General features: G+C 60.5%; 18 protein-coding genes. 10 read left to right on the plus strand and 8 right to left on the minus strand.

What is annotated here, in order from left to right; genetic code table 11:
* The first annotated feature begins 33 nt into the window (after window positions 1–33).
* The gene (locus AC6I97_RS02250; RefSeq protein ID WP_497943961.1) at window positions 34–1,275 is read left to right on the plus strand and encodes a ParB/RepB/Spo0J family partition protein; all 1,242 of its coding nucleotides are present in this window, start codon (window positions 34–36) and stop codon (window positions 1,273–1,275) included.
* Window positions 1,276–7,263: 5,988 nt separating this feature from the next.
* On the opposite strand, the gene trxA is transcribed toward AC6I97_RS02250, so the two are convergent.
* The 5 genes from trxA to AC6I97_RS02275 form a co-directional block, all read right to left on the minus strand.
* Window positions 7,264–7,590: a thioredoxin gene (trxA, locus tag AC6I97_RS02255; RefSeq protein ID WP_216924410.1), complete on the minus strand. Its 327-nt coding sequence runs from the start codon at window positions 7,588–7,590 to the stop codon at window positions 7,264–7,266.
* A 37-nt stretch (window positions 7,591–7,627) separates the two neighbouring features.
* Complete coding sequence (gene trxB, locus AC6I97_RS02260) at window positions 7,628–8,584, minus strand: thioredoxin-disulfide reductase (RefSeq protein ID WP_497943962.1); 957 nt, start codon at window positions 8,582–8,584, stop codon at window positions 7,628–7,630.
* A 289-nt stretch (window positions 8,585–8,873) separates the two neighbouring features.
* Complete coding sequence (locus AC6I97_RS02265; RefSeq protein WP_497943963.1) at window positions 8,874–10,616, minus strand: discoidin domain-containing protein; 1,743 nt, start codon at window positions 10,614–10,616, stop codon at window positions 8,874–8,876.
* A gap of 140 nt (window positions 10,617–10,756) precedes the next feature.
* Window positions 10,757–12,820, minus strand: coding sequence for a murein biosynthesis integral membrane protein MurJ (murJ, locus tag AC6I97_RS02270; protein WP_497943964.1), 2,064 nt, complete (start codon window positions 12,818–12,820; stop codon window positions 10,757–10,759).
* Between the two features lie 26 nt (window positions 12,821–12,846).
* Window positions 12,847–13,350, minus strand: coding sequence for an NUDIX hydrolase (locus AC6I97_RS02275; protein WP_216924651.1), 504 nt, complete (start codon window positions 13,348–13,350; stop codon window positions 12,847–12,849).
* 196 nt (window positions 13,351–13,546) lie between these two features.
* Here AC6I97_RS02275 and AC6I97_RS02280 point away from each other — a divergent pair, with 196 nt between their 5' ends.
* The 5 genes from AC6I97_RS02280 (at window position 13,547) to AC6I97_RS02300 (ending at window position 19,467) form a co-directional block, all read left to right on the plus strand.
* Entirely contained in the window at window positions 13,547–15,028 is a 1,482-nt protein-coding gene (locus AC6I97_RS02280) for a CCA tRNA nucleotidyltransferase (RefSeq protein WP_309930428.1), read from the plus strand.
* The gene (locus tag AC6I97_RS02285; RefSeq protein ID WP_216924419.1) at window positions 15,025–15,606 is read left to right on the plus strand and encodes a histidine phosphatase family protein; all 582 of its coding nucleotides are present in this window, start codon (window positions 15,025–15,027) and stop codon (window positions 15,604–15,606) included. The genes AC6I97_RS02280 and AC6I97_RS02285 overlap by 4 nt, the downstream gene beginning before the upstream one ends.
* Window positions 15,607–16,218: 612 nt before the next feature.
* On the plus strand, window positions 16,219–16,359 hold the full coding sequence (locus AC6I97_RS02290) for a hypothetical protein (RefSeq protein WP_497943965.1): 141 nt from the start codon (window positions 16,219–16,221) through the stop codon (window positions 16,357–16,359).
* Window positions 16,360–16,513: 154 nt separating this feature from the next.
* Window positions 16,514–18,016: a glycosyltransferase family 87 protein gene (locus AC6I97_RS02295; protein WP_497943966.1), complete on the plus strand. Its 1,503-nt coding sequence runs from the start codon at window positions 16,514–16,516 to the stop codon at window positions 18,014–18,016.
* A 2-nt stretch (window positions 18,017–18,018) separates the two neighbouring features.
* Complete coding sequence (locus AC6I97_RS02300; protein ID WP_497943967.1) at window positions 18,019–19,467, plus strand: phytoene desaturase family protein; 1,449 nt, start codon at window positions 18,019–18,021, stop codon at window positions 19,465–19,467.
* Between the two features lie 21 nt (window positions 19,468–19,488).
* Here AC6I97_RS02300 and AC6I97_RS02305 read toward each other — a convergent pair whose 3' ends face one another.
* Window positions 19,489–20,094, minus strand: a complete 606-nt coding sequence (locus tag AC6I97_RS02305; RefSeq protein ID WP_224165919.1) for an NAD(P)-dependent oxidoreductase — start codon at window positions 20,092–20,094, stop codon at window positions 19,489–19,491.
* Between the two features lie 83 nt (window positions 20,095–20,177).
* On the opposite strand from AC6I97_RS02305, the gene AC6I97_RS02310 reads away from it, so the two are divergent.
* Together AC6I97_RS02310 and AC6I97_RS02315 are read left to right on the plus strand one after the other, a co-directional pair.
* Complete coding sequence (locus AC6I97_RS02310; protein WP_224092459.1) at window positions 20,178–20,576, plus strand: winged helix-turn-helix transcriptional regulator; 399 nt, start codon at window positions 20,178–20,180, stop codon at window positions 20,574–20,576.
* 135 nt (window positions 20,577–20,711) lie between these two features.
* Window positions 20,712–22,001, plus strand: a complete 1,290-nt coding sequence (locus AC6I97_RS02315) for a DDE-type integrase/transposase/recombinase (RefSeq protein WP_497943955.1) — start codon at window positions 20,712–20,714, stop codon at window positions 21,999–22,001.
* Window positions 22,002–22,089: 88 nt separating this feature from the next.
* On the opposite strand, the gene AC6I97_RS02320 is transcribed toward AC6I97_RS02315, so the two are convergent.
* Entirely contained in the window at window positions 22,090–22,794 is a 705-nt protein-coding gene (locus tag AC6I97_RS02320; RefSeq protein ID WP_497943968.1) for an ABC transporter ATP-binding protein, read from the minus strand.
* Between the two features lie 27 nt (window positions 22,795–22,821).
* Entirely contained in the window at window positions 22,822–23,901 is a 1,080-nt protein-coding gene (locus AC6I97_RS02325) for an ABC transporter permease (protein WP_497943969.1), read from the minus strand.
* Between the two features lie 196 nt (window positions 23,902–24,097).
* Here AC6I97_RS02325 and AC6I97_RS02330 point away from each other — a divergent pair, with 196 nt between their 5' ends.
* Both AC6I97_RS02330 and AC6I97_RS02335 read left to right on the plus strand, forming a co-directional pair.
* Window positions 24,098–25,375 carry a sensor histidine kinase gene (locus AC6I97_RS02330; RefSeq protein ID WP_497943970.1) on the plus strand — a complete coding sequence of 426 codons (1,278 nt, stop codon included), beginning with the start codon at window positions 24,098–24,100 and terminating at the stop codon, window positions 25,373–25,375.
* The gene (locus AC6I97_RS02335) at window positions 25,372–26,028 is read left to right on the plus strand and encodes a response regulator (RefSeq protein ID WP_497943971.1); all 657 of its coding nucleotides are present in this window, start codon (window positions 25,372–25,374) and stop codon (window positions 26,026–26,028) included. The genes AC6I97_RS02330 and AC6I97_RS02335 overlap by 4 nt, the downstream gene beginning before the upstream one ends.
* Window positions 26,029–26,134 lie beyond the last annotated feature (106 nt).

Here is a 26,134-nt window from a genome sequence, read left to right on the forward strand (position 1 = left end):
CGCACCCGGCTATTCCATCGGAGGGATGAATCAATGAGCGAAAAGCGAAGGGGCCTCGGCAGGGGTCTTGGGGCTCTCATTCCTAGCTCACCCGCGGGTGCCCAGGGAAACGGCGCTGCGCCTTCACGCCCAGTGGACCTCTTCTTTCCGGAAGCCCGTAAGACAGCAGAGCCTCTGGAATCGCTCGAAGGTACAGCTCCTGCACCTGCTCCGGCGGCCGAATCCGCGACGCCGAGTGGAGCAGATGGTTCACGTGCCGGCGCTGTGAAGGAAACATCGAAGTCTGCGGCCGAGGCACCTGCTGCAAGCAAGTCCAGCGAAGCCAAGGCCGCGGCGTCCAAGCCATCGGCTAAGCGCCCTTCATCCACCTCGGTGAAGACCTCAGGCGCAGGGACGAGTTCGACGCCGTCTTCTTCTCCTGCTGCAGCTGCTCCGCCTGAGGTGGAGTTGGTTGAGGTTCCGGGAGCGAGATTCGCTGAGATACCGGTGACGGACATTCATCCGAACCGCAAGCAGCCTCGATCTGTCTTCGATGAAGACGACATGGCCGAACTGGTGCACTCCGTCAAGGAAATCGGAGTCCTCCAGCCAATTGTTGTACGTACTTCAACCGAAAAGGGTGGAGAACCGTACGAGTTGGTCATGGGTGAGCGCCGCTGGCGTGCCGTCCAAGCCGCGGGCCTGGAAACAATCCCCGCCATCGTACGTGACACCACTGACGATGACCTCCTTAGGGACGCGTTGCTGGAGAACCTGCACCGCAGCCAGCTGAACCCCTTGGAAGAGGCAGCCGCATACCAGCAGCTCTTGGAAGACTTCGGAACTACACATGAGCAGTTGGCCGATCGTATTGGTCGGTCCCGTCCTCAGGTATCCAATACACTGCGTCTTTTGAAGCTTCCGCCGTTGGTGCAGCGCCGTGTGGCAGCGAGCGTCTTGTCAGCAGGCCACGCCCGTGCTCTCTTGGCGTTGCCGGATGCGGCCGCCATGGAGCGCCTTGCACAGAAGATTGTTGCTGAAGGTATGTCCGTCCGTGCCACTGAAGAAGCCGTAGCTTTGTATCAGGACCCAGCCGCGCCGGCCAAGAGTGCTATTCCCAAGCCCAATGCCCGGCACGAGCGACTGGACTACTTGGCTTCCTCGTTATCTGACCGCTTGGATACGAACGTGAAGATTACCCTGGGTGCTCGCAAGGGCCGCGTCAGCATTGAATTTGCCAGCGTGGAGGATCTCAACCGAATTATGGATGTTTTGGGACCAGGATCTGACGACTAGTTCTCCCGACCAACTAAATGGGGTTTGCCTTGCGGGCAGACCCCATTTTTGTGTTCTGAGGCGTCCTTTTTTGTTTTCCAGGACAGGCGGTGTGGGCCTTCTGGGGTCGTGCCACTTGCTTCTTGTGGAGTTTCACGTGAAACATTGGGCTGGGGGTTCCAAGACGGCCTGGGATGTGCCTGTTGCGGGTGAAAGCAGCGGCTATGTTGCGCCCAGCAGGTCTCTCTTTTCTATACTCCGGGATACGCGTTTGAATACTTGGACGGTCTTTCGCTCGCAGCATCCCCAGAGGAGTTCGTCATTGGCCCCTTCTTCAGGCTATGTCGCTCTAGCGCTTCCTGAAGCTGCGTCTTCGGGCACGGACTCGTTCTATTGCGCGCTCGATCCTGGAGCGCGCTCTGATGCCAGTGTGCGGCAGTTCTAGGGCCCTGCGTAGTGCTCTTGAAGAAGACCACTCGCGCCTTGGAGCAGTGGGCGCGCACTTTAGGATTCGAAGTTTCACGTGAAACGCGCCAGTCGGGAAGCATTAGAATGCGCGGGCTCTTTTGCCTTTCGTTCTACTCTCGCTCTTGGCCTGGAAGGCGCAGATTTCTCGTTCTGAACTCAGGTAAGCCGCGCTGGAATCAAAGAGATGTAAACCAAACGGAAAGCCCACCATTTGCGGTGTCCCGGGGCACTATCTAGCGTGTCCCCGGTGTCCCCGGTGTCCCGACGCCGCGTGGTTCGGTTGTTCAGTGGTGTGTGCCTTGGCGTTGCCTCACAATTGCTGCGACCCGCTGCCCTTACACAACGGCCTACATTAGAGTTCCCGTAGGTGTCGTGCGGCCCTGCCGCGCCGAATGGCAAACACTTCTCTGGAGGGCTCCCGTCAAACACCGCTTTGGCCGAGTCGAGCGCCCCGGACAAATCAAGTCCTTCGATCATGCGATTTCCGCGGCGCTTTTGTTTCGTTGAGGCGCGCGCGTTGGAAGCATCATGGACCGCTGGCCTTGTTTCACGTGAAACCGTGCCGCGCCCCTGGAGCTCGTTGGATGGACGAACCTCGTCGAGGTAGTGAATACGCTCTTCTCCTTTAGCAGAAACCGACAATCCGGAGACGAATCGAAAGGCTTGGCATCTGTTCGTCGAGCAGATGAAGACTGTTACGTGTTTCACGTGAAACACCTATTTCCCTGGGGTCTGACGGCGTTAATTACAGCGGCCAAACGAAGGCGTTACCACCGAGCGATTGTATCGAATTACACGGATGTTATTCGGAAACACCTCCGGTCCTATCAGCGATCGGACGGAGGCTTTATCTACGACTTCCAACGTCTGGGCGCACCGTTATCAGGGAGCTACTGGCACAGAAGATGTGCTTGCCCTTTGTGGAGCATTCTTCTGAGAGATAACTACCCCTTTTGGTGATCTATAGTTCAATGGGCAGACGGGCCATCCAATAGGTCCATGCCCCCACGGTTCCCGCGCGTTCTTGTAGCGGAAACGGAGCAATGGTTTCAGCCAAAACGGCCTAGCGGCGGCGTAGCGATCGGATCCTGCCTTGACCTCCTGTCCATGCCAACGACGGGTGCAGTATCGCAGCACAAATTCCCAAGGGAACGCACTGGCTGCCCAGGAGTTGGGGACTTCCGTTTTCGCGTGAGTTTAGGATCTTCTTCGGCCATTGGACTTGCCGCCCAAATCTGAACTCATCTTTCGCCCACTGGGGGCCGTATCCCGGAGGCGCTCCCCGCTCTATATGGGCTGTGTACTGACTATACGGATGGATCGGCGAGACCCCGACATAAAACAGCAGAACGTACCTTGTTCCATATGGCTGGGACGACAATTGAGGCCCGGAGAGGTTCAGCGCCCTGCCACGAAGAGGTGTTCCAAGATCGGTGGCCCTCTGGTCGACATCGTTCTTCCTTGATTGGTGAGTGAGATGGCACGGCGCCTCTCACGGCCGAAGCAGTGGTCCCGGGGCGCCCATGTCCATCCTCGACAGCAGGAATGCCTATGCGGACGTTGGGGTGTGTCGCATGGTGCGCTTCCCTGCCGTGCCGGCTTCGGCTGTCGAACGTCTAAACATTCCCCCGCGCGGCCCGAGAAGCGCTGAGCCTTTTGGTGCCGGTTGGAGTGTTCTCCGGCATCGGCACTGGGCCGCCTGGGTGCGTGTTGGCGCATGGCGGAACCTAGCGCTGGAGTCTTTGATTGTCGTCGCGGATTGATAGATCTGATGTTGTACGTTTGACCGAATGGGAGCCGTGCTGTTTGTCGCCTCAGCCACATTTCGAGCTGTGCGGGTCCGGTGCCACTACGTCTCTGACGCCAGCTTCAACGAACAAGGGCGGACGGTCATTTAGGCGCACCGGCGAGATTTCTTGTTTCACGTGAAACGTATTCCAAGGTGTCTCATGATCATTCGAAGGCTGAAAGAGGCAGGAAGGGGCATGTGTATCGGCGGATTTAGGCAGTGGATAAGCCTGTGGATAACCTTGGGGATAACCCTGTCGCTGGTTCGGGTTTCCCTGGCCCCAATCACCAGCAACTTGCTTCCGAGCACCCGCCGCCGTGATGCGACTCTTTCCGCACCAAGTGCAGAATGTTCCACGTGAAACGATCCCCTACGGGACCGCGTGTATTTCATGTCACATGATCACAAAACCCTTTGATTTGCGGGAATTTGATGCACCGTGGTGCAGTCAAATGGAGCGGCAACATCAAAGCTTTCAAACTCGCAGGAGGGGGAAGGAAGTGACGGACCGCGGGGAGCTGTACCGGGAGCTCGGCAAATGACATTTGGATCGCCTGGTGGCCAGTGGAAAACCCTGTGGATAACTTTGTGAACAACTTGGTCGTTAGTCCTCTGCTACCTCGCTAGTGTCGTGACCTGACATGGTGCTCTTGGGAACCTCCTGTTGATTGGAAGGCATCCTGAGTCGATCTACGAAACGCTCCCACGCGGGCCTGTGGAGGCCGATGGAGTGCCAAACGAATCGCATCACTCTTCAGACGGGATAGTCGGCACCATTCGAGGGTCGCGGCCTACGGGGCGTGATGCTGTAGAGCGTTGAGATCCAGGCATCGTCTCGAAGCAGGGCCACCTTTGATCCGACGTCTGCCTACAAGGCTCCACGAAAGAATTGGCGTAGAGCGGTGGATTGGCAGGCATGCTGATCTGCCGAGGCCGCGCCAGGGAAAACCAAGTCATGCCATGTAGGCTGCTACCCAGCCGCGCGAGTGGTTGCGACGGGTGGGTCAGGCAACACAAGAAGGGCTCTAGCGACGATCTTGTGAGTTGGCGATACTGGACGGAGGATCAGGAGCACGGATGGAAGGTAGGAAGGGAAGGACCGCTTGCTGCTGTCCTCCGGATTAGGACTGCTGGCGTCCCAGGCGGCATTCTGCATCTGCGGCTTCTTAGGCGGTCGACGTATCAGTCTTAGTTCCGGCCAGTCTGCAGCAATACAGTCAGGTTCCTGACTAACTTCGTTCGGATCCGCTCATGTTTCACGTGAAACAGCCCCTGCTCCACGTGGTTGTTGGTTGCCCCTAGATCAAATGGAATGCTCGGTTCCGGAGAATGAATCTTCAGTGCCGCCGAGCACCGTTTTGGCGCCAGTGAAGTTGCTCCCTGATTTGGATAGTGGATAAGGTCATCCGCCAGCAGCAAGACTCCATTAGAAGGGATCGTCTCGTGCCCATTCCCAGGTTCTGTGGATGTGGAGTGGAAGCCCGATGGCTGGATCGACCATCGGTAGTTGGCCTCCCCTAGGCTTCGAAAAGGAAGGGGGCGCTATAAGAAGCCCGTCAATCGCTAGGGTTGGAAACGGCCGAGCCTCCTGCTTGGCTGGGTGAGACGGTGTGGGCAGCGGTATTCATGGACGTATATTCGTCTCGTGGAGGCGTCTTTCGCCGCTGTGTGCGTCTGTTTGAGTTGCGGCGGTCCGCTCATCCGGGACACGTCCGTTCATATGTAGGGGCATATCTTGGGGCTCGCTAGCGGTGAGAAATCGCCTAGGCTACAAAGGCGAGAGCGATGTGTGGTGGATGCAAATACCTAAAGTGACGTGATAGATGTCGGTGTTTCACGTGAAACAAATCTCCGGGGTCGGGAGAGTTTCTGGATCAATCAAAGTTAGACGGACCAGCCCATCCGCAGGTCGAAAGCGGCGTTGGCGGTGCAGCGCAGCGGGACTATATGTGGAATGACGGGAGTCCCGGGCATAGTTGGCAGCACGGGATCGAATGCCCATCACGAACCCGGCCTCGACGAGGGTATTCACAGAGTGGACGCGGGACTTGAGATATTTCGTGCCTGAGACCACAATTTGCCCTCAAATTCATCGCCCAGTCCCCCGGGAGGGCAGGTATTGGAGGGCCCTCCGAGCACAGGGAAGGGCGTAGCGAGCCTCGGGGAGTCATTGTCCTCAGGAGTGGTTCACTTGTGGCTGGCCGAAGAGACTGGGCCATTTGTCCGCGAAGGCCGCTTCTGGGACCGGCGGCCCGTTCGCAGACGCATGTCCGGTCTATGGGGGCTTTTCTGCGTGGGACGAGGGCAGCCTACTTGTTTTCGCTTGAGGATTGAGTAGACACGCGAAGAACAGCACATACGATGTGTGTCTGAGGCTGGCGACACATCCAACGAGCGCTTTTCCCGCTTTGATCCTGGACGACACCACCGCTCGCACACAAACTTTTGCACTGAGGTAATGCATCAGATTTGAGAGCAATTGTCCTACGCGGCAGACAAGGGTCGGCCGTTCATCAGGTAACGTAGATCGGAACCCCAGAGATTTCGCCCATTCCGTCGGACTATTGTGCTGCTGTGAAGAGACAGGCGTCATCTTACTACTGTGACAGATCCCCCTTTGGGCGATCTTTGCAGGTTCTGGATCCTCCGGAATTATCAACTTTCGTGACGTTACATGCCCATGTTTCACGTGAAACAAGACGGGGCAACCTTCACGATGATGATCCCAGTGGCGCCGCGCTCGGAGCCCCAGTCGCTGAGAGTAACGCAAGTGAGGCCGAAGGAATGCCGTTTCACGTGAAACATATCCGGAGGAGCGGCCAACAAAGGAAGAGGGCAGCGATGAAAAAGGTCGCCAGTTCGGGTCGAAGAAGCTTCCAAGAGCGTCTGCGGGCATGAAAATCGTTGGCCTGAAATCCCAACTTCACCGTGGTGGAAACACAACGACTTCCGGACGGAGTGAATGATGCAATGAGTCATGGCGGAAGGAGCTGATAGAGCCCCGAGGGCGTCTGAGACTCGTGGGTGTTGCGTGACATGAGCGCAGGGTCCTCTAAGGCGTTGCCTTCAGAGTCGAGGCTGGGTGCTAGCGAATCCAGGACCGCTACAAAGAGTTGAACTTCAAATGATGCCGGTGATTCGCAAGGCTTTGTACGCGTGTCCTTGGCATGCGGCCAACGGAAAAGTGCCCGGACTAGTCGAAAATGTCCGAAATTCTGGCACCCCATGAAGCAGCCCAAGCACGACTGATTGGTTGCATAAGCGGAATCCTTCCCGTCGGACTATGAATAATCCGAAGCTTTCCGCCTGGAGTCGGAGCTGGCTTTGCCTCTTTGTTTACCCCGCGAGAAGCGGACTACCCGATCCATGACTCAGTAGGTAGGGATGTGAGAGAGGGATGTGCCGGGTGGGGTGGGGATGTGAGAGAGGGATGCATCGGGTGGGGTAGGGATGTGAGAGAGGGATGCGTCGGGTGGGGTGGGGATGTGAGAGAGGGATGCGCGGGGTGGGGTGGGGATGTGAGAGAGGGATGCGCGGGGTGGGGTGGGGATGTGAGAGAGGGGCCGCGTTTGCCTACCCCAGATAAGGCGAACTCAAATCGTTGGCTTCAACGGAAGCTCAAGGGTTCTGACACAATAAAGCGTCGAATAACAAACGCTATGGGATGCATTCGGCTTAAATACAAAAAACCGGCGACTCCCACTCCTTCAGGAGGGACAGCCGCCGGCTTTTTACTGATTAACTAAGGGAACCTAGGACAAGACGTCCGCGAATTCCTTTTCGAAGAACTGCTTTGGCTTGGCGCCGATGACCGTGCTCTTCACTTCTCCCCCACTGAACAGGTAGACGGCGGGTATGGACGTGATGCCGTACTCGGCGGCGATGGCAGGGTTGTCGTCGACGTTGAGTTTCACGACGTCAACCTTCTCGCCGTATTCAACGGAGATCTCGTCGAGGATCGGGCCGAGCTTGCGGCAGGGTCCGCACCACTCTGCCCAGAAGTCCACGATGACCGGCTTCTCGGAAGCCAGGACGTCCGTGCTGAAGCTTGCGTCAGTTACGTCTTTAGCGTTGCTCATAACTTTTCCCTTCGTATGGTTGCTGGTCTGGTGAAGCTCAGGAATGCAGGTCTGCGAGGTAGTGCTCGACATCGAGGGCAGCCACACAACCGGAGCCCGAGGCCGTGATGGCCTGGCGGTAGGTGGGATCGATGACGTCGCCTGCGGCGAACACACCCTTGATGTTGGTACGTGAAGTCCGGCCCTCTACAGCAATAGTTCCTTCGGGGGTCAGATCAATTTTGCCCTTCACGAGTTCCGTGCGGGGATCGTTGCCGATGGCCACGAAGACGCCGGTAACGTCGAGTTCGGACTCGGTACCGTCCACCAGGTTCTTGAGTTTGAGGCCTGTGACCTTGTCACCGCCGAGGACATCCTCTACAGCCGTGTTCCAAATGAAGTTGATCTTCTCGTGCGCCTGGGCACGGTCGCCCATAATCTTGGAAGCCTTGAGGGTGTCGCGTCGGTGGACCACTGTAACGGACTTGGCGAACTTGGTAAGGAAGAGCGCTTCTTCCATGGCGGAATCGCCGCCACCGATGACCGCAATGTCCTGATCCTTGAAGAAGAAACCGTCGCAGGTTGCACACCAGCTAACGCCGTGCCCGGACAAGCGCTTTTCGTTCTCAAGTCCAAGCTCACGGTAGGCCGAACCGGTGGACAGGATAATGGCCTTCGCCCGGAAGGTCTCCCCCGTGCCAATGGTGACCGACTTGATGTCGCCGTCGAGATCCAATTCGGTGACATCCTCGAAGAGAATCTCGGTACCGAAGCGGGCCGCCTGCTTTTCGAAGTTTTCCATGAGATCGGGACCCATGATGCCTTCGGGGAAGCCTGGGTAGTTTTCAACGTCCGTAGTGTTCATCAATTCGCCACCTGCAGTGACGGAACCGGCAATGAGCAGAGGCTTCATGTTGGCGCGGGCTGTGTAAACGGCGGCTGTGTAACCGGCGGGGCCTGAACCTACGATGATGACGTCACGCACCTGCGATGCGCTGTTTTCTGCAATGCTCACGTGGCGTGAACCTCTTCCTTAGTCGATGCTGCGGCTTTCGGGGCAGCCACCTGACTCAACCCCTGCAACGGTCCAAATATTCCGTTGGATTTGGAGGGCCTAAAACCCACCATCATTCAGGGTACCGTCTGGAGGCTCGGCCAATCGAAGCGGGGACGCCGGATGACTGGTGGCCACATCAGTCACAAAGCACCGCTCACATGCGAAAGTAAGTAGCAGCTGATGCCCTTTTGAGCGCTCAAAAGGGCATCAGCTGCTACCTAGTTGGGTAAGCGGAGCGAAAACGGAACTACTGGACCGTGACCTCGGCCAAACGCAGACCAAATCCGAACTGGGTCTTGGGAGCAGCAAGTTTAGGCAGCGTCTTGATGACCACTATGACGTACTGGGTCTGCGTGGGCGCAGCCAGCGGCATTGTCAGTTCCGGGGACGTGAAGCTGTTGGTGCCCACGAGCTTGGCGCCATCCATGGCCGGGCGGTCATTGGTGTAGACGCTGATGCTTCCACCCGATCCGCCCAGCTGGTTCAGCACCACTGACTTGACCTCTGTGGGCTCCTTGAGCTTCACGACCAAGGACATCTCACCCGAGAGTCCACCCCAGTTGGCGGAAGCGAACTCCATGTCGGACCAGTAACTGGCCGGGTTCCCATCAAATGCTTTGGGAAGGTCTTTGTCGAACGATGCAGCGAACGGGAAATCGCCGAGGCGCGTAATGCCATCGATGGCCGGAGGCGTCGCGGGAGCAGCGGTCTCGCTGGGCGTCGGCTTTTCGGATTCGGTGCCTGCTGATGGCGATGACGCTGTTGTTTTATCCGAGGCCGCCGGAGCTCCGCTCGGCAGGAGGCTTCCCAGGTTGGTGACCGCCAGGACAAGGCCCACGATCAATACGGCAGCAAGCAGGCCGCCGACCAGCCAACGCATGGACCGCGGCTCGCGTTCCGGAGTTTCGTCCTCGTAGACTTCTTCATCTTCGTAATCTTCAGTGGCAGCGGCCGACGCCGGGAAGCTGGTAGGAGCGCGATCGTAACCAGGGCCGGAGCTTCCTCCAGCGGCTTGAGCCGCGCCACCGGCAGCGAGGCCGTAGTCCTCTTCAGACCAGAGTGAAACCTTTGGTTCCCCGGCAGGTTCGCGAGTCGGCGCGGGTTGCGGTTTCACAGGTTGTGAAGCCACGGGCTGCGAAGTGACGGCTTGCGTAGGCGGCTGAACCGGGGCAACGGGCGTGGTAGCAGGCGAAGCTCCGGACGACGGCGACTGTACAGCCTGCGTCCGAGGCTGGGTTCCCGTAGTAGAACCGGCACCCGAAGCACCGGCAGCTCCGGCACCGGCTCCGGCACCCGAAGCCCCCGCACCGGCAGCGCCATTAGCGGCAGCCCCGGCGTCGTGGTTCTTGGACCCGGCGTTCTTCAGCGCGGCAGCGGCAGCAACGCCCGCTGCACCGGCGCCAGCCGCAGCAGCAGCGAGCTTTCCGGCGAGACCACCCTTGGCCGATGACGGGCTGGAGGAAGGCATAGGCGGCAGGTTGCTGGCCTGCGTGGCTGGCGCCTCGTGGGCAGCATCCGATTCGGATTGGATCGGGTAGCCGTTTTCGTCGTACTGGATGTACTCGGCTTCGTGCTCATCGTCTTCGTAGAGGCCGTCATAGGTTTCGGGCTCATAGGTACGCGGTTGGCCGAAGATCTCGCTGCCGAGGGTTTCCGTGAAAAACGGTTCCACGTACGGCGGGTGGGTTGCGACTACCAAGTCCAGGAGGTCCGGCGCAGTGCTGTGGTTAGTAATCAGATACGTAGTGTTGTCGCTGACTCCGAGGTCCAGGATCTGGACATGGCCAGGGCGCTCTCCCGTGGCGACTTCGCGGGCGCTCTGCGCTACCTGCTCGGCATTTCCGGGACCGGCAACGAGGATGCTGACGGGGCGGTTGAGGACCTGGTCCACGCCGTCGAGCACCAGATCTTGGTCATGCGAGGTCAATACGGTGGCCGTGACCTTATAGCGGCCGCCAAGCACTGATCCGACGTCGATCGGGTGGGACACGTGTTCCTCCTAGGCTGTCCGGGAGCTGCGGGTCCTGCACGCGGGCCGCCCGGCGAGCCGGTTGTACCGCTTTTGCAACTACCTGTATTCATTTCTAGCCTAGCCGATTGGCGCCCGCCGCCCATGTTGGCGGCGCCGGTTCACTTCTTCCGCTTCTGCCTGGTGTGCTGTCCAGCGTCCCCGCTGGCGGGAAAGTAGGGATTGTGGCCGGGGTCGCCCTGGTAGGTTCGCCTGCCTGGCAACGGGACCTGCGGGTGGAACCGTCCTCCCTTGGCCGTGCTCGGTACGTCCTCATCCGGCAGGTAGTTCGTGTGCGGTTCTTCAGAGCTGGATGTGTCGGAATAGTCTGAAGTTTTGGCTGGAGCCTCGGCGGCGGGCTCCGGTTCGAGTGCCGGGCCGGCCCTGAAGGACGCAGCATCGAACTCGCCCGAGATACGCGGAATCAAACCGGTGTCATCCGAGACCGTGGCGCGTGCCGCCGTCGTGGGTTCAGCAGCCGCCCCCGCAACCGCAGGTACGCCGCGGCCAAAGCGGCCCATCAGCGGACGCATCAGATCACGCAACTCGGTGACATGGAAGAGGCGAAGCAGGAGCAGATAGGCCACCAGCATCACGGGCCCGACGACGACCACGGTCACCAAGGCCGCCGGCCGGCTGCTCCAGGCGAAACCGTCGGCACGGTAGCTGCCCAAAAGCCAGAGCGCCAGAGCACCGGCAATCGCCGAGCCGAGGCCCGCATAGCCCATGCGGATGTACGAGTTGGCGATGCGCGGTCCGTCCAGATGTCCCAGCATCCTGCGGAGGAACCACACGCTGATGACCACGGAAAGTATGTTGCCCAAGGTATACAGGACGGCGATCGCGTAGATGATCTGGCCTACGGGAAGGAACTGGATGAAGAAGGCGCCCACGACATAAACGACGGCGAGCAAAAGCTGCACATAAAGGGGTGTGCGGGCGTCCTCGTTGGCGTAAAAGACACGCGACATCATGAAGTTCGCGCTCATGAACGGCGTGCTCAAAGCAAGGACGGTGAGCGTCTGGGCGAGCATGACGCCGTCCTGCGGCTTTCCACCGGAGAAGAACATGCCCAGGGGGCCAGCCAGCGCGAACAGCGCCAGAGCTCCAAAAACTGTTGCGACGGCCATCGTTCGCAGTCCGTGCGAGAGCGCGTCGCGCAGCTCGGCCTTGTTGCCATCCTGGGACGCCCGCGTCATGCGGTTAAAGAGAACAGTGGCCAAGGACAGGGCAATGATCGAATGCGGCAGCAGGTAGAGCTGGCTCGCAACTTCAAGGACGGCGTTTCCTGGAAGAGTGGAGGCCGCTGTGGTCTGGCCTGAATTGTCCAGCCGGAGCCGTTCGGCACCGGGAATCGTGGCAATTTTCATGACGTACAGGAACGCCAACTGCCCGACGGCGGCAGTCAGAAGCGTCCACACGCTCAACTTTGCGGCCTGGCCAAGTCCAACCCCGCGCCATCCGAAACGGGGCCGCAGGCCCAGTTTCAGCCTCATGACGGGAATCAGCAGGATTGCCGTTTGGGCGATCACGCCGAACGTGGAGAATCCGGCAATCAGGAACGTCTGGGTGGGCCCCCAATTATCCAGTGTGTGCGGATTGGTGTAGTTGGCACCCAGGATCCAGATGAACATGCCCAGGCCGGCGATGGCCACCACATTGTTCAAGATGGGAGCCCACATAGCGGGGCCAAAGGCGCCGTGCGCGTTCAGGACCTGTGTGAGAAGCGCGTACAGGCCGTAGAAGAAGATCTGTGGAAGGCACCAGAACGCGAAAGTGACCGCCAGGGCCTTCTGCTGGTCCGAGTAGCCCTGGGTGGTGAGGTCGATAACGATGGGCGCGGCGAGGGTCACGAGGGCCGTCAGCGCCAGCAGCACCAGCACAGCGAGGGTCAGGAGCCGGCTGATGTAATCGGCGCCGCTGTCCGCACCTTTGCTGGCCTTGATGATCTGCGGGACCAGCACAGCGTTGAACACGCCGCCAGCCACCAACAGGAAGATCAGGTTTGGAAGGTTGTTCGCGTTAATGAACGTGTCGTTGACCGTTGAACCCAGGCCGAGTGCAGCGCCGAGCATCCACGTTTTGGCGAAGCCAAGGAACCGGGAAACCAGCGTTCCTGCCGCCATGATGGCGCTGGAACGTGCTTCTCCGGATTGAACGGACTGGGTGGTTTTGGCTTCAGACATCGCCTTTATCGTCCCACGTAGCCGGGTCAGAGGTGTTCCGGCAGCACTTCCCGTGCCAGGTCAGCGATGCGGCGTTCGTTCGGGAAGGACAGTTTGCGCGCCAATTCCTGGATCGGCACCCACGCGGCGTCCACGGCCTCCTGGTCCGGGTCATTCTCGATGGTGAGCTCGCCGCCGGTGGCCCGGAGCAGGAAATGGTGGACGGTTTTGTGGACCCGGTGGCCGCTCACCGTGAACCAGTAGTCAATACTTCCCAGGGGCGCAAGGATGTTGCCCTCGATGCCGGTTTCCTCGGCGATCTCGCGGACAGCAGCTTCCTCGTTGTTCTCCCGGCCTTCCGGATGGCCCTTGGGCAGGCACCATTCAAGCCGGCCACCCCTATTAAGGCGGGCGATAATCGCAACCCGGAGTTCGCCGTCGGACGTGTCTACTACGACACCGCCAGCCGAGACTTCCTCCACAGTGGGAAGCGAGGCCTGGACCGGGTGCTGCGGGGCAGGCGCGACGTGGGCGCCGATTGCCGACGGCAACGGTGCGTTCGTCCTCCTGCCAGGAGCGCTCGGGATCGGATTGGCCATGAAGTCCACTCTAACGACTCTTGCCCTCGAGTGATGACCGGGACATGGCCACAAGATGGACGGCAGGAGACACGCGTTACGGGTCCGCTGGTTTTCGGATGCAACTGTGGCCCAATGCTGCACAAAAATCTGCCAAGCTTAAGGAACTATGGCGCACGTATTGGACAGCTCTTCAGTTAACTTCACCATCGATCCGGTGGTGCTCGACCTCGGGCAGCGCTTTGTCGACGCCGGCTTCGAGCTGTCCTTGGTTGGTGGACCTGTGCGCGACCTTTTCCTGGGGCGGACGTCCCCGGACCTGGACTTCACCACGGATGCGACGCCCGACCAGACGATCTCCGTCATCAAGAAGTGGGCGGACAACTTCTGGGAAATCGGACGAGCCTTTGGCACGATCGGGATGAAGAAGAACGGCTTCCAGATCGAAGTCACCACGTACCGCGCCGAGGCATACGATCCTGACTCCCGCAAGCCCGTGGTCGCCTTTGGCAACTCCTTGACGGAGGACTTGCTGCGCCGCGACTTCACCATCAACGCCATGGCCTTGCGCCTGCCGAGCCTGGAGCTGGTGGACCCTTTCGGTGGCGTCCGGGACCTCCACGCCTCCGAACTCGCCACTCCCGGCGCGCCTGAGGCATCCTTCTCCGATGACCCGCTGCGCATGATGCGGGCGGCCCGTTTCGCGTCCCAGCTCGGCGTTTCGGTTCACGACGACGTCCGGCTAGCCATGTCCCAGATGGCCGATCGCATCAAGATCATTTCCGCCGAGCGCGTCCGCGATGAACTGGTCAAGCTGATTAACGGCGCGCACCCGCGCGTGGGCATCGACCTCCTGGTGGATACCGGGCTGGCTGAGTTCGTACTCCCCGAGGTATCCGCGCTCCGCCTGGAAGCCGATGAACACCACCGCCACAAGGACGTTTACCAGCACTCCCTGCAGGTACTCGAACAGGCCGCGGCGCTGGAAACCGGTGCGGACGGTCCCGTACCGGGCCCGGACTTTGTGCTTCGGTTCGCCGCGTTGATGCACGACGTCGGCAAGCCGGCTACGCGCCGGTTCGAGCCGGGCGGCGCGGTGAGCTTCAGGCATCACGACGTTGTGGGTGCCAAGCTGACGGCCAAGCGAATGAAAGCCTTGCGTTTCGACAACGAGTCGATCAAAGCCGTGTCCCGGCTGGTCGAACTGCACATGCGGTTCTATGGCTATGGGGACGCCGGCTGGACGGATTCCGCCGTACGCCGGTACGTGACCGACGCCGGTCCGCTGCTGGAACGCCTGCATCGGCTCACACGATCCGATGTCACCACGCGTAACCAGCGCAAGGCCGACCGCTTGTCCTTCGCCTACGATGACCTTGAGCATCGAATCTCTGCGCTCCTGGAGCAGGAATCGCTGGCGGCTGTCCGGCCTGACCTCGATGGAGCGCAGATCATGGCGCTCCTGGGGCTAAAGCCGGGTCCTGTCGTCGGCAGGGCCTACAAGTTCCTCCTGGAAGAACGGATGGAACACGGACCGCTGTCCCCCGAGGAAGCCGAGAAGAAGCTCCTGGCGTGGTGGGAAGCGCAACCCGAGTCCGCCGTCGTCGAACCTTCAACCGAAACCGCCGCAGAAACCAAGGAGTCCTCATGAACGCCGCGATCTCCCCGCGTCCGCAACTTTGGATCCTCCGCCACGGCGAGACGGAATGGTCCAAGAGCGGCCAGTACACAGGCTTGACCGACCTTCCCTTGACGGTCGAGGGTGAGCAGCAGGCTGTCGAAGCGCGCAAAGTCCTTGAGGGCATCGACTTCGATCTCGTTCTGACTTCCCCACTGCGTCGCGCCCGCCGCACGGCTGAACTTGCAGGTTTTCCCGATGCTGTCCACGAACCGCTGGCTGTGGAATGGAACTACGGAGACTACGAGGGCGTCAGCTCCGACCTCATCCGCAAGGACAATCCGGACTACCTCATCTGGACGGACGGCGTGCCCAACGGCGAAACGCTGGACGAAGTGGCCGCCCGCGCTGACAAGATCATTGGACGTGTCCTGGAATCGGGCATGGACAATGTCCTGGTAGTGGCACACGGGCATTTCTCCCGCATTCTCACGGCGCGGTGGCTGGAAATGGACGCCAAGGAAGGTCGCCACTTCATTCTCGGAACTGCGAAAGTTTGCACGCTTGGATGGGATAAGCGGACGCCTGCGATTGTCCGTTGGGGTCTCTGAAACGCGAATTTAGAAAAACTTTGGCTAAATAGTGAATTGCACTGGCCAAGACTCCTATTCATGGGGTAGCTTATATCTTGTTCCCAGAGCGACTCGCCGGGAACAAGGCGCGCATTACCCCGGTTAATCAGTCGGGACGTAATGCCACAGCGGAAAAGGAGGTTGGGAAAAATGATTACTTTGACTAGCGGATGGAATGTGACCGTCACTGCTACCCCGGCCTCCTGCGCTGATCGACGCCATTTTTCGAAGCATTTTTCGAACCACTGACCACTCCCTGAACCACCGGACCGGCTCCAACGCCGGCGGTCTTCATGGCCACCCCTCAAAGGGTGGCATTCTGAGCGGTCAGTTGTAGGCGCAGACCCACGCAACAAGCCACGGGTGCGCAGTTTCCCCAAAGTTCGGAACCAGCTTCTTGTTGGGGACGACTGCAGGAAGTACACGCAATTGTGCACGGTCATTCGCTGCTCCCGCACAGGTCTGCTCACACCCCTTATTAGCGTCGGGCTATTTGTGCGCTCTTTTATGCCTTGATTTCCCTGAATTCAATTGGCTCTATTTGTTGTGCCCAATTCCGGCAATTTTCTGCAATGAAAGGAGGTGAACCACATGCCAAAGCGCCCTAAGGACCTGAGCTTCTACAAGAGCAGCGATGCTCCCAAGGAACGCACGCTGTTCAACGACCAGTTGCTCAAGCAAGGCCGTGAAGACGTCTTCGTCGTTCTGCACCAGATGGGACTCATCCGTTGATGCCCTTCAGCCCTTCCGAAGGAGTTTCCGGTGCCGCACATGCATGCTGAACCACAGGAAGCCCACGCGGCTACGCGTGGGCTTCCCCCTTTTAACGGTCGGCCAGAGCTGCTCCAGTGGCGTTACCCAAGCTGCCTGACGGTAAGCTCGATTTATGCAGGAGACGAAGCCGCACCGGCAGCGAAAACGTGCCCGCTTTGTGGTTCCAAGCCGCAGCGACTCCCTGCTTCGTAACTTCACGGAGGTTGTAGGCGGGCCCTTGGGCCGCCACTCTGCTCCAGGACAGATCTCCCCCGCGCCGTTCACGGTTGAACGCGTCCTCGTTGTCCTCACAGTGATCGCTGCCCTGCTTGCCGTGCTGGCGAAGGACTATTGCCGCGTCAATGGCTGGGAGACGCCCACACAGTTTTACGCCACGTGCTACTCCGACTTCCCTGAGCTCTTCCGCAACCGTGGCCTGGGCGATGGCGTGTTCCCCTTCTTCACGCAGGGCAGCTTGTTTGAGTACCCGGTCCTCATGGGGATCATCGCAGGCTTGACCGCGCTCCTCGTACCAGGACAAGGGCCGGGCACGGAACGCATTCTGGGCTACTTCGACGTCAACGCAATGCTGATTGTTGCCGTATGGATAATTACCGTCCTCCTGACCGCCCGAATGAACAAGCGTCGCCCCTGGGATGCCGCCATGGTGGCCCTGGCCCCCGGAATCGTGCTTGCGGGGTTCATCAACTGGGACATGTGGGCTGTGGCCCTGCTCGCGTTGGCCATGTACTTCTTCTCCCGCGACAAGTTGATCCTGGCGGGAATCTGCATCGGGCTGGGAACGGCCACCAAGCTGTACCCCGTCCTCATTCTCGGTGCCATTTTGGTGTTGGCGCTACGCACTGGTCGTCCTCGGACCTTCTGGATGACTGCCGCTGCGGCTGCCGCGGCATGGCTGGCCGTCAACCTGCCCATCGCCGCGATGAACCCATCAGGCTGGCGCTACTTCTTTGAATTCACCCAGGAACGGCCCGCCGGATACAGCTCGCCGTGGTTCGCGTTCAACCTCGTGGCCGATCGGCTTCATTGGACCCAACTTGACGCCGCCACTATCAACTCGCTTGCGCTGAACCTCTTTGTCATTGCGTGCGCATTGATCGGTGCACTGGCTTTGACGGCGCCCAGGCGCCCCCGCATCGCCCAGCTGGCCTTCCTGATTGTGGCGGGGTTCATCCTCACAAACAAGGTGTACTCCCCCCAGTTCGTCATCTGGCTCATTCCCCTCCTTGCCCTTGCGAGACCGCGCTGGCGGGACTTCCTGGTTTGGCAGGCGGCTGAAGGCCTGCACTGGGCTGCCATTTGGATGTACCTGGGCATGGCCACCAGCGGTGGATCCGTGCAGCACAACATTGATATGTCCTACTACGTCCTGGCTGTGGCGCTGCACATGGTTGCAACGGCGTACCTGATGGCCAGGGTGGTGATGGATATCCTGGATCCAACGCAGGATCCCCTACGCGCTTTGGGCGAAGACGATCCCCATGGCGGGCCCTTCGAAGGCACCAGGGATTGGCTCAGGATTAACCTTCTTCATCCGTCCATGTCGGTTCTGCCCTGGCGTTCAATGGTTGAGCCTGCCGCACCCAAAAGCACCCCAACAGTCGGAGGTGGGTAGCGATGGCTGATGTCGCCGTCGTTGGTTCTGGTCCCAATGGTTTGGCCGCGGCAGTGACCATGGCCCGCGCCGGGCTGGAGGTGCATCTGTACGAGGCCGCCGATGCCATCGGAGGCGGGACCCGGACAAGCGAGCTGATCGAACCGGGATATCTGTACGATGTATGCTCCGCGGTGCATCCAATGGCATTGGCGTCTCCTTTCTTCAAGGAATTCAACCTGTCGCAGCGCATTGAGCTGCGCGTGCCTGACGTCCAGCACGGCACGCCGTTGGACGTGGGAGGTGCCGCCCTCGCGTACCAGTCGTTGGAACGGACCACCATGGAGCTGGGGGCGGACGGCCCAGCGTATCGTCGCCTGATTGCGCCGCTCCTGGCACGAGTGAATGGCGTCGTGGACTTTACGTCGAACCAACTTCTCCGCGTGCCCAGGGATCCCCTTGCTGCTCTGTTGTTTGGTCTCGCGACCCTTGACCAAGGAACACCGTTCTGGGGCCGGCGCTTCCGTGAAGAAGCTGCTCCGGCTTTGTTGACCGGCGTAATGTCCCACGCGTTGGGTTCCCAGCCCGCGCTTAGTTCCACGGGTGCCGGACTCTTGCTCGCCGTCCTGGCCCACGCCGGCGGATGGGTGGTGCCCGTGGGCGGATCCGCGGCTATCGCAGGTGCGATGGCCGAGGACCTCATTGCCCACGGCGGCACCATCCACACCGGTGAGCGCGTGGATTCTTTCGACCAGGTCAGGCCGGCAAAAGCCATCCTGCTGGATGTTGCTCCTCCGACGCTCGCACGTCTGGGTGGTGCTGAAATACCGGACAACTATCGTCGGGCATTGGGTGCATTCCGCTTCGGGAATGCAGCCTGCAAAGTCGACTACATCCTCTCCGAGCCTGTTCCCTGGCTTGCCCCTGGCCTGAAGCGGGCGGGGACTGTTCACGTGGGCGGTTCGCGAATGGCCATGGCCGAATCCGAGAACCTCGTGGACATGGGCAAACACCCAACGGAGCCCTACGTGCTGGTTTCCCAGCCGTCCCTCGTGGACTCATCGCGGGCACCGGCCGGGCGACACGTTCTGTGGACGTATTGCCATGTGCCGGCTGGCTCAGATGTGGACATGGCCGAAGCCGTCACTGCACGGATTGAGCGATACGCCCCAGGCTTCCGGGACGTGGTGGTTGCCTCGAAGACCACGACGGCGGCTGATCTGGCCGCGTACAACGAAAACTACGTGGGTGGCGACTTCAGCGCAGGTTTGTTGGATATGCGGGGACTGGTGCAGAGGCCAGTAGTGTCCAATGTTCCGTGGCGTACACCGATGCCGGGCGTCTACTTGTGTTCTTCATCCACCCCGCCCGGGCCCGGTGTTACAGGGATGCCCGGGTACCATGCGGCGAAGCATGCCCTCAAGGACATATTCCAGATGCCGGTACCCGGGCTCGGCCTGACCGTGGGTTAGCTGGTTTGCAGCCGCGGAGCGTTAGTTTGCAGCCGTGAAGCGTGCCCGGCGGTGGGCCGGGCTTTCGATTTCATCCAGCATGGCGACAGCGTAGTCCTGCGAGGAAATGGTGGTGCCGGCAGGAGTGTCCTTGGCCACGTTGTATTTGCCGGTACGCTCACCGGGCTGGATAACGGGAGCGGGGGCAAGGACCGTCCAGTCGACGTCCTCGGGAGTCTGCTTGACCGCTTCCAGTGCCTTCGCGGCGGTGGTGGCTTCCGCCTTGTATGCCTCGGGGAAGTCCGGGGAATCGAGAAGTCGGACGCCGTCCACCTCGAGAGTGCCTGCACCGCCAACGATCATGAGGCGGGTTCCTTCGGCGTTGCTGTATGCAGTGGCCATGGCATCGAGCCACTCTCCATGGTCGCCGCCGGTGCGGCTGGGACCCGTAGCCAGCACAACGACGTCGTGGTCCTTTGCAATGGAGGCGAAGACCTCCGCGTCGGCCAAATCGGCTGCCTGGGCCGTTGCGCCGGTGATCTCGGCGCCCTTGCGGGAGATGGCCGTGACTTCGTGGCCGCGGGTGATGGATTCATTGACGATTTCACTGCCGACCATGCCCGTTGCGCCGTAGACTGCGATTTTCATGACTCTCCTTTGGGTTGCTATCCTTGCGATAACACGAAGGTATCTATTGGATACTGATAGCTTCAAAGGAACTGAGTTACCTGATGGATACTAATGCCCTGCCAGGGAACATCCTGGATCCCAATTGCCCATCCCGCGTGATCTTCCAAAGAATCGGCGACAAGTGGGCGTCTTTGGTGATCCAAGTCCTCGGTGACGGGCCCGTGCGGTTCTCGGAGCTGCGCAAGATGGTCCACGTTGTCACGCCGAAGGTCCTGACGCAGACGCTGCGTGCCCTGGAACGCGATGGGCTCATTACCCGGACTGTCCACGCCCAGGTGCCGCCGCGGGTGGATTACGAACTAACGCCGATGGGTGAATCCCTCCTGCAGCCCCTCACCCTTCTACGTCAGTGGGCGGAGAGCCACGTCCCTACGATTCTCGAAGCCCGCGATACGTACGACGAGGCGCAGGACGATCTGTTGCTCGGCTCACCCAACTAAGTAGCAGTTAAGCGCGTTCTGAACGTCCAAAACGCGTGTGAAGTCTCAAGACTTAATGGACACTTATGTCTCATGACTTCGTGGACAGTGTGTCTCAGGACTTCGTAGACACTCGGTGCGGGTTTGCTCGGTTTCATGAGCAAACCCGCACCGAAGTTGAGCGTCCGTCAAGCAGTCGCGTTGTGGCCGACTGATGCCCCTCGGGGTGAAGTCAGCAAGTTCTGCAAGAAGCACGGGGTCTCACGGGCTTGGTTTTACAAAGTCCGGGCAGAAGCCGAAATTGCGGGCCCGGTGGAGGCCTTGGCAACGAAGCGGCCAGTTCCGTTCACGAGCCCCACGGCGACGGCCCCGGCGATGATCGAACTCCTCTTGGCCACACGGGCAGCGTTGGAAAAAGGAGGCTACGATCACGGCCCTTTGTCGGTGATCGCGACCCTGTCCCGCAAAGGCTTCGCGCCACCATCCAGAGCGACCGTGGCCAGGATCTTCAGCCGCGCCGGTGTCGTCATCCCCGAGCCGCGGAAGAAGCCACACAACGCTCAGAAACGGTTCGTCTACCCGCAGCCGAACGCATGCTGGCAGATCGACGCAACCGAGTGGCCGCTCGCGAACGGGAAGAAGGTGGCGATCTTTCAACTCATCGATGACCACTCCCGCTTGGCCTTGGCATCTCTGGTCGCGACCGGGGAAACGAGCGAGGCCGCCATCGCCGTCGTGTCCCTGGCCATCGAACGTCACGGCGTGCCGGAGAAATTCCTCTCCGACAACGGTGCAGCGCTGAATCCAACCCGCCGCGGACGCACCGGAGCGCTCGTGGAATACCTCAAATCCCATGGGGTCGAACCCATCACCGGCAAACCTGGGAAGCCGACCACCCAAGGCAAGAACGAACGCTTCCACTTCACCCTGCACCGCTACCTGCGTAAGCAGCCACCGGCCACGACCATGGCCATCCTGCAAGCCCAGATCGACACCTTCGACCAGTACTACAACACCGAACGCGAACACCAGGCACTGCCAGGGAAACAGACCCCGGAGGAAGCCTGGCACGCGACCCCGAAGACTCCTGCTCCCGCCCTGCCCGAGCCTGCGGTGACCATCCATGAGCAACGTCAAAGCGAACAACGCCGCGTCACCAAGGGCGGCCGTGTCACCGTGTTCGGGACGGCCTTCAACATGGGCAAGGAACTAGCCGGCACCGCCGTGCACATCATCTACGACAGCACCACGGTGATGTTCTTCGATGCCCACGGCACCGAGATCATCACGCACCCCATCCCCGTCAAAGGCACGCTCTACGTCGGCAACGGCAAACCCTCAGGAGTCGCTGCTGACCCTCGAGGCACACGAAGCAAACGAACCAAATACCCGCCACTAAAAGACCGCCGGAAACCGCTCAACCACGAAGTGTCCACGAAGTCCTGAGACATGAAGTGTCCACAGTGTCATGAGACATGAAGTGTCTACGAAGTCCTGAGACATCACAAACGTCCAAAACGCGCTCTACTGCGACCTAGTTGGGCAGAACGGACGGGAGGATGGCGGGGCTGATTCGTCCGTCACGCATGGTGGCCACTGAGTCTGTGAGGGGCAGGAATTCGGCGTCGTGCGTGACCATCACAGTAGCGGTGGAGAAGTCGTCCGTAATCCGCCGCAACAACCTGACGATCGATTCACTGCGTTCGTGGTCCAGGGCTGCGGTAGGTTCGTCCACCAGCAATACGGTGGGCCGACCCATGAGCGCCCTGGCGATGTTCACCCTCTGACGCTGCCCGCCCGATAGCTGGTGCGGCCTCTTGTTTGCCGATGCGGCCAAGCCCACGATCTCCAGTAGTTCATGCGCTTTGCCAAGGGCCCCTCGGACAGCCTTGCCGCGCAGGTGGTCCCGGATCAGCAGCTGCTCGACGGCGGTCAAGGACGGAAGAAGATTGGGCTGTTGAAAGATGATGCCCACCTTGTCGCGCCGCAGGGCTGTGCGTTCGGCATCCTTGAGCGCGGAAACGTCCTGGCCATCGATGACGACGAGTCCGGAGGTGGGCTTCACGAGCGTGGCCGCAACAGCCAACAGCGAGGATTTGCCGGAACCGGACGGACCCACCAATGAGAGGAACTCGCCGCGCCCAACTGCAAGGCTTACAGCGTCCAGGGCCTTGAGCGTGGAATCGCCGTCGGGGTACTCCAGAGTGATGTTGATGAGGTTCAAAGCAGGGGTCACCATTTATGCCTTTCTGGGAATATTCAAGACCTAGTTACCGCCGAGGGCAAACAGTGGATCGACTTTGGTGACATTGCGGACCGCGAGGACAGCGCCGCCCAGGCCCAGGACAACGACGCCGGCAACGGGCACCAAGGTGGTCAAAGGCGTGACGAGGAAAGGGGCCGCGCTGGCCGCGAAAAGTCCGCCCGCCAAGCCCAGCAAACCGCCACATGCTGCTCCGGTCAGCAGCACGATTGCGGCCTGGCCCAACGCATCACGGAGGACGTACCCGGAAGAGCCGCCGAGTGCTTTGAGGACCGCGATGTCACGAGTCCGCTGCACTGTCCACACGGTAAGGAAGGCCACGATCACCAAGGCAGAGATTCCGTAAAGAAATGCCTGCATGAGCATGAGTGAACCGTTCTCACTCTTGTACGAGGCCAGAGCCTGGAACGAGCCGACGGGATCCATGCTCACCGTGCCGGCCGCAGCGTTGGCGGCATCAACGCTGACTGAAGCACCGGCGTCGTAATTCACGGCCAGGACCGTGGCGGTGCCCTCAGGAGCGTGGGCGATCTTCCGCCAGGTATCGAGCGTCGTCCAGGCAACGCCGGTGTGCGAGTACCACTGGTCCTGCACAACTTCTGAAACAGTCAGCTCCGTCCCGCCGACGCGGACACGGCTGCCGACCTGGAGCCCCAGGTCCTTGGCCACGGTTTTGCCGATCACAGCCGTCCCGTCCTGGACGGGGGCAGGAGCCGTCAAACCGCCAAAGATTGCGACATTTGCGGTCCCGTTCGGAGCACCACCGCCAGCCAAGGATTGGATGCGGGTTTGGCTGATGCCAACCGCGTGTGCTGATGAAACGCCGGGTTGCTCCCGCCAGGCCTCGAGCTGGGCATTGGAAACCTCAGACTCGGTGTAGGAGGCCTTCGGCTCCCCGCCCGCCGGTGCACCGAAGACGATCTGCTGTGCGGGCAGTGATTCAATAGCCGATGTCGACTGGTTTCCGAGTCCGGCTGTTAGCCCCGAAAGCATGACCAGCAGCAGGGTAATAAGGGCCACAACACTTCCCATGAGCGCGAAGCGGCCCTTGGCGAAGCGGATGTCGCGGATGGCTAGAAACATCAGAATCCTTTGCTTGGATGCGGGCTTGGTCCCGGCTGAATCCACTCTTCCGTCCAATGGATCCGGGCACATCGGGAACCTGGTGGATTCGCGCACTTCAAGGGGTTGAACCGGCCATCATCCGATTGGTTGATTCCTGCCCCGGGACGCGGAATTTCGAGGGAGTGGAGTGACGGGCGGGGATAGGCTGGGACGCATGCAGGAGACTCCTACCGGCACCGCCACCATCCTCCGTGTGCTGCGGATAAGTCTCCATGTAGGCTTCGCCGTGCTGCTGCTGGTGGCAGTGGTGCGGCTCCTGGCAGGCACTGCGGGCAGTCCGTCGCCGTTGGCGGTCATTGCTGGACTGGCACTGTCAGCCGCCTTGGCCCTGGTCTACCTCGTGGGAACCGTCCTCGAGAAACGCCACGCCGGCAACGTCACCCGGTTCGATCCCACACCTTACTCAGGCTGGTGGCTTGGTGCCGTGATGGTCCTATGGCTGTTGCTTCTGCTGGTCAGCGGCGATTTCACATGGGTTGCCTTCCCACTCTTCTTCCTCCAATTGCACATACTCCCCCGGCGCCTCGCCTTGCCGGCAATCGTGGTTAGCACGGCTCTGCTGATTGGTGCCCTCTGGTTTCACAGCCGGGGCCCGGCCGACGGCGGTCTGCAGCTCGCGATGGTCCTGGGACCCATGTTCGGGGCTGGTTTTGCTGTGGTCACCGGACTGGCATACCGTGCCTTGTTCCTGGAGGCCGAGCACCAACGCATTGTTGCTGACGATCTCCGACGAACACGGGCAGAATTGGCCAAGACCCAGCACGACGCCGGGGTCCTGACAGAGCGCGAACGGCTGGCCCGGGAAATTCACGACACCTTGGCGCAGGGATTCTCCAGCATCATCCTGATGGGCAGGTCTGCGGGGAAAGCGTTGGACGAGGGGGACATGAAGACCGCGAATGAACGGTTGAGGATCGTACAGGAGACCGCGTCGGCGAACCTTGCCGAGGCCCGGAGCTTTGTCCGTGATCTTCGGCCGCCCGCTTTGGAAGAGTCTGATCTGGTGGATACGTTGCGGAGGCTTTGCGAAAAGACCGAGACCGAAGCAGCCGCCCGGGGAACAGCACTGCGCTGCCGTTTCGAGCTTGTGGGCACGCCCTTGGACCTGCCCAATGCTTACCAGACCACCCTGCTCCGGGCCGCCCAGGCTTCCCTTGCAAACGTGTGGGCGCACGCCCGCGCAAGTGCCGTCGTCGTGACTTTGTCCTTCCTCGACTCGGAGGTAACCCTGGATGTTTTCGACGACGGCATCGGTTTTGAACCGTCGACGGCGGCCGGTAGAGCGCGCGGCGACGGCACCGGCGTCGGGCTGCAAAGCCTTGCCGAACGCCTGGCTGCGCTGGATGGCAGCCTGGATATCGAATCGGCGCCTGGCGAGGGAACAGTGGTTGCCCTTCGGGTGCCGCTGCCTGCCCGGGAGGGCGGGGCATGAGCGACATCCGCATCCTCCTGGTGGACGACCATCCTGTTGTGCGGGCCGGACTCCGGGCGATGCTCGCCGATTTTCCTGGTGTCAGCGTGGTGGCCGAGGCCGCGGACGGTGACGCGGCGCTGGCCGAACTGGGCAGGTTGAACACCCTGGGTGAGCCTGTGGACCTGGTGCTGATGGACCTGCAAATGGGTAACGGTATGGACGGCGTGACGGCCACAGGCAAGATCAAAGCAGGGCTGGCCGGGACTCCCCCGCCGCCGGTCCTTATCCTCACCACCTACGACACGGACGCTGACATCCTCGCCGCTGTTGAGGCCGGCGCCAGTGGCTACATGCTGAAGGACGCCCCGCCTGAACAGATCCAGCAGGCTGTGTTATCCGCTGCCGCCGGTCAAACCGCGCTGGCACCGGAAGTGGCGGCCCGGCTCATGGGCAGGATCCGGAATCCGTCACCTGCATTAAGCCCGAGGGAAGTCCAGTTGCTGGAACTCCTGGCCACCGGAATGGGCAACCGCGCCATGGCGAAGCAGTTGTTCATTTCCGAGGCAACAGTGAAGACACACCTGGTGCATATCTACTCCAAGCTGGGCGTTGACAACCGAACGGCGGCGATAGCGGTGGCGGCGCAACGCAGGATCATTCGCGGCCACTGACGGCCACTGACGGCCAGGCGTCTGAGGGACAGTTAGCGTCCTAATGAGGCCCCGACAAAGCAAGTGCCGTCCCCAGTGGCGAAGAAATTCTTTGTTAAACGATTGA

Source organism: Arthrobacter sp. TmtSoilC48 (genome assembly GCF_059739425.1).

Excerpts from the sequence above, each read along its gene's own strand:
- AC6I97_RS02305 (WP_224165919.1), bottom strand. The coding sequence starts at position 20,094 with ATGAAAATCGCAGTCTACGGCGCAACGGGCATGGTCGGCAGTGAAATC.
- AC6I97_RS02285 (WP_216924419.1), top strand. The coding sequence starts at position 15,025 with ATGAACGCCGCGATCTCCCCGCGTCCGCAACTTTGGATCCTCCGCCAC.
- AC6I97_RS02320 (WP_497943968.1), bottom strand. The coding sequence starts at position 22,794 with ATGGTGACCCCTGCTTTGAACCTCATCAACATCACTCTGGAGTACCCC.
- AC6I97_RS02280 (WP_309930428.1), top strand. The coding sequence starts at position 13,547 with ATGGCGCACGTATTGGACAGCTCTTCAGTTAACTTCACCATCGATCCG.
- AC6I97_RS02250 (WP_497943961.1), top strand. The coding sequence starts at position 34 with ATGAGCGAAAAGCGAAGGGGCCTCGGCAGGGGTCTTGGGGCTCTCATT.
- AC6I97_RS02325 (WP_497943969.1), bottom strand. The coding sequence starts at position 23,901 with ATGTTTCTAGCCATCCGCGACATCCGCTTCGCCAAGGGCCGCTTCGCG.
- AC6I97_RS02310 (WP_224092459.1), top strand. The coding sequence starts at position 20,178 with ATGGATACTAATGCCCTGCCAGGGAACATCCTGGATCCCAATTGCCCA.
- murJ (WP_497943964.1), bottom strand. The coding sequence starts at position 12,820 with ATGTCTGAAGCCAAAACCACCCAGTCCGTTCAATCCGGAGAAGCACGT.
- AC6I97_RS02315 (WP_497943955.1), top strand. The coding sequence starts at position 20,712 with ATGAGCAAACCCGCACCGAAGTTGAGCGTCCGTCAAGCAGTCGCGTTG.
- AC6I97_RS02295 (WP_497943966.1), top strand. The coding sequence starts at position 16,514 with ATGCAGGAGACGAAGCCGCACCGGCAGCGAAAACGTGCCCGCTTTGTG.
- AC6I97_RS02335 (WP_497943971.1), top strand. The coding sequence starts at position 25,372 with ATGAGCGACATCCGCATCCTCCTGGTGGACGACCATCCTGTTGTGCGG.
- AC6I97_RS02300 (WP_497943967.1), top strand. The coding sequence starts at position 18,019 with ATGGCTGATGTCGCCGTCGTTGGTTCTGGTCCCAATGGTTTGGCCGCG.
- AC6I97_RS02290 (WP_497943965.1), top strand. The coding sequence starts at position 16,219 with ATGCCAAAGCGCCCTAAGGACCTGAGCTTCTACAAGAGCAGCGATGCT.
- trxA (WP_216924410.1), bottom strand. The coding sequence starts at position 7,590 with ATGAGCAACGCTAAAGACGTAACTGACGCAAGCTTCAGCACGGACGTC.
- AC6I97_RS02330 (WP_497943970.1), top strand. The coding sequence starts at position 24,098 with ATGCAGGAGACTCCTACCGGCACCGCCACCATCCTCCGTGTGCTGCGG.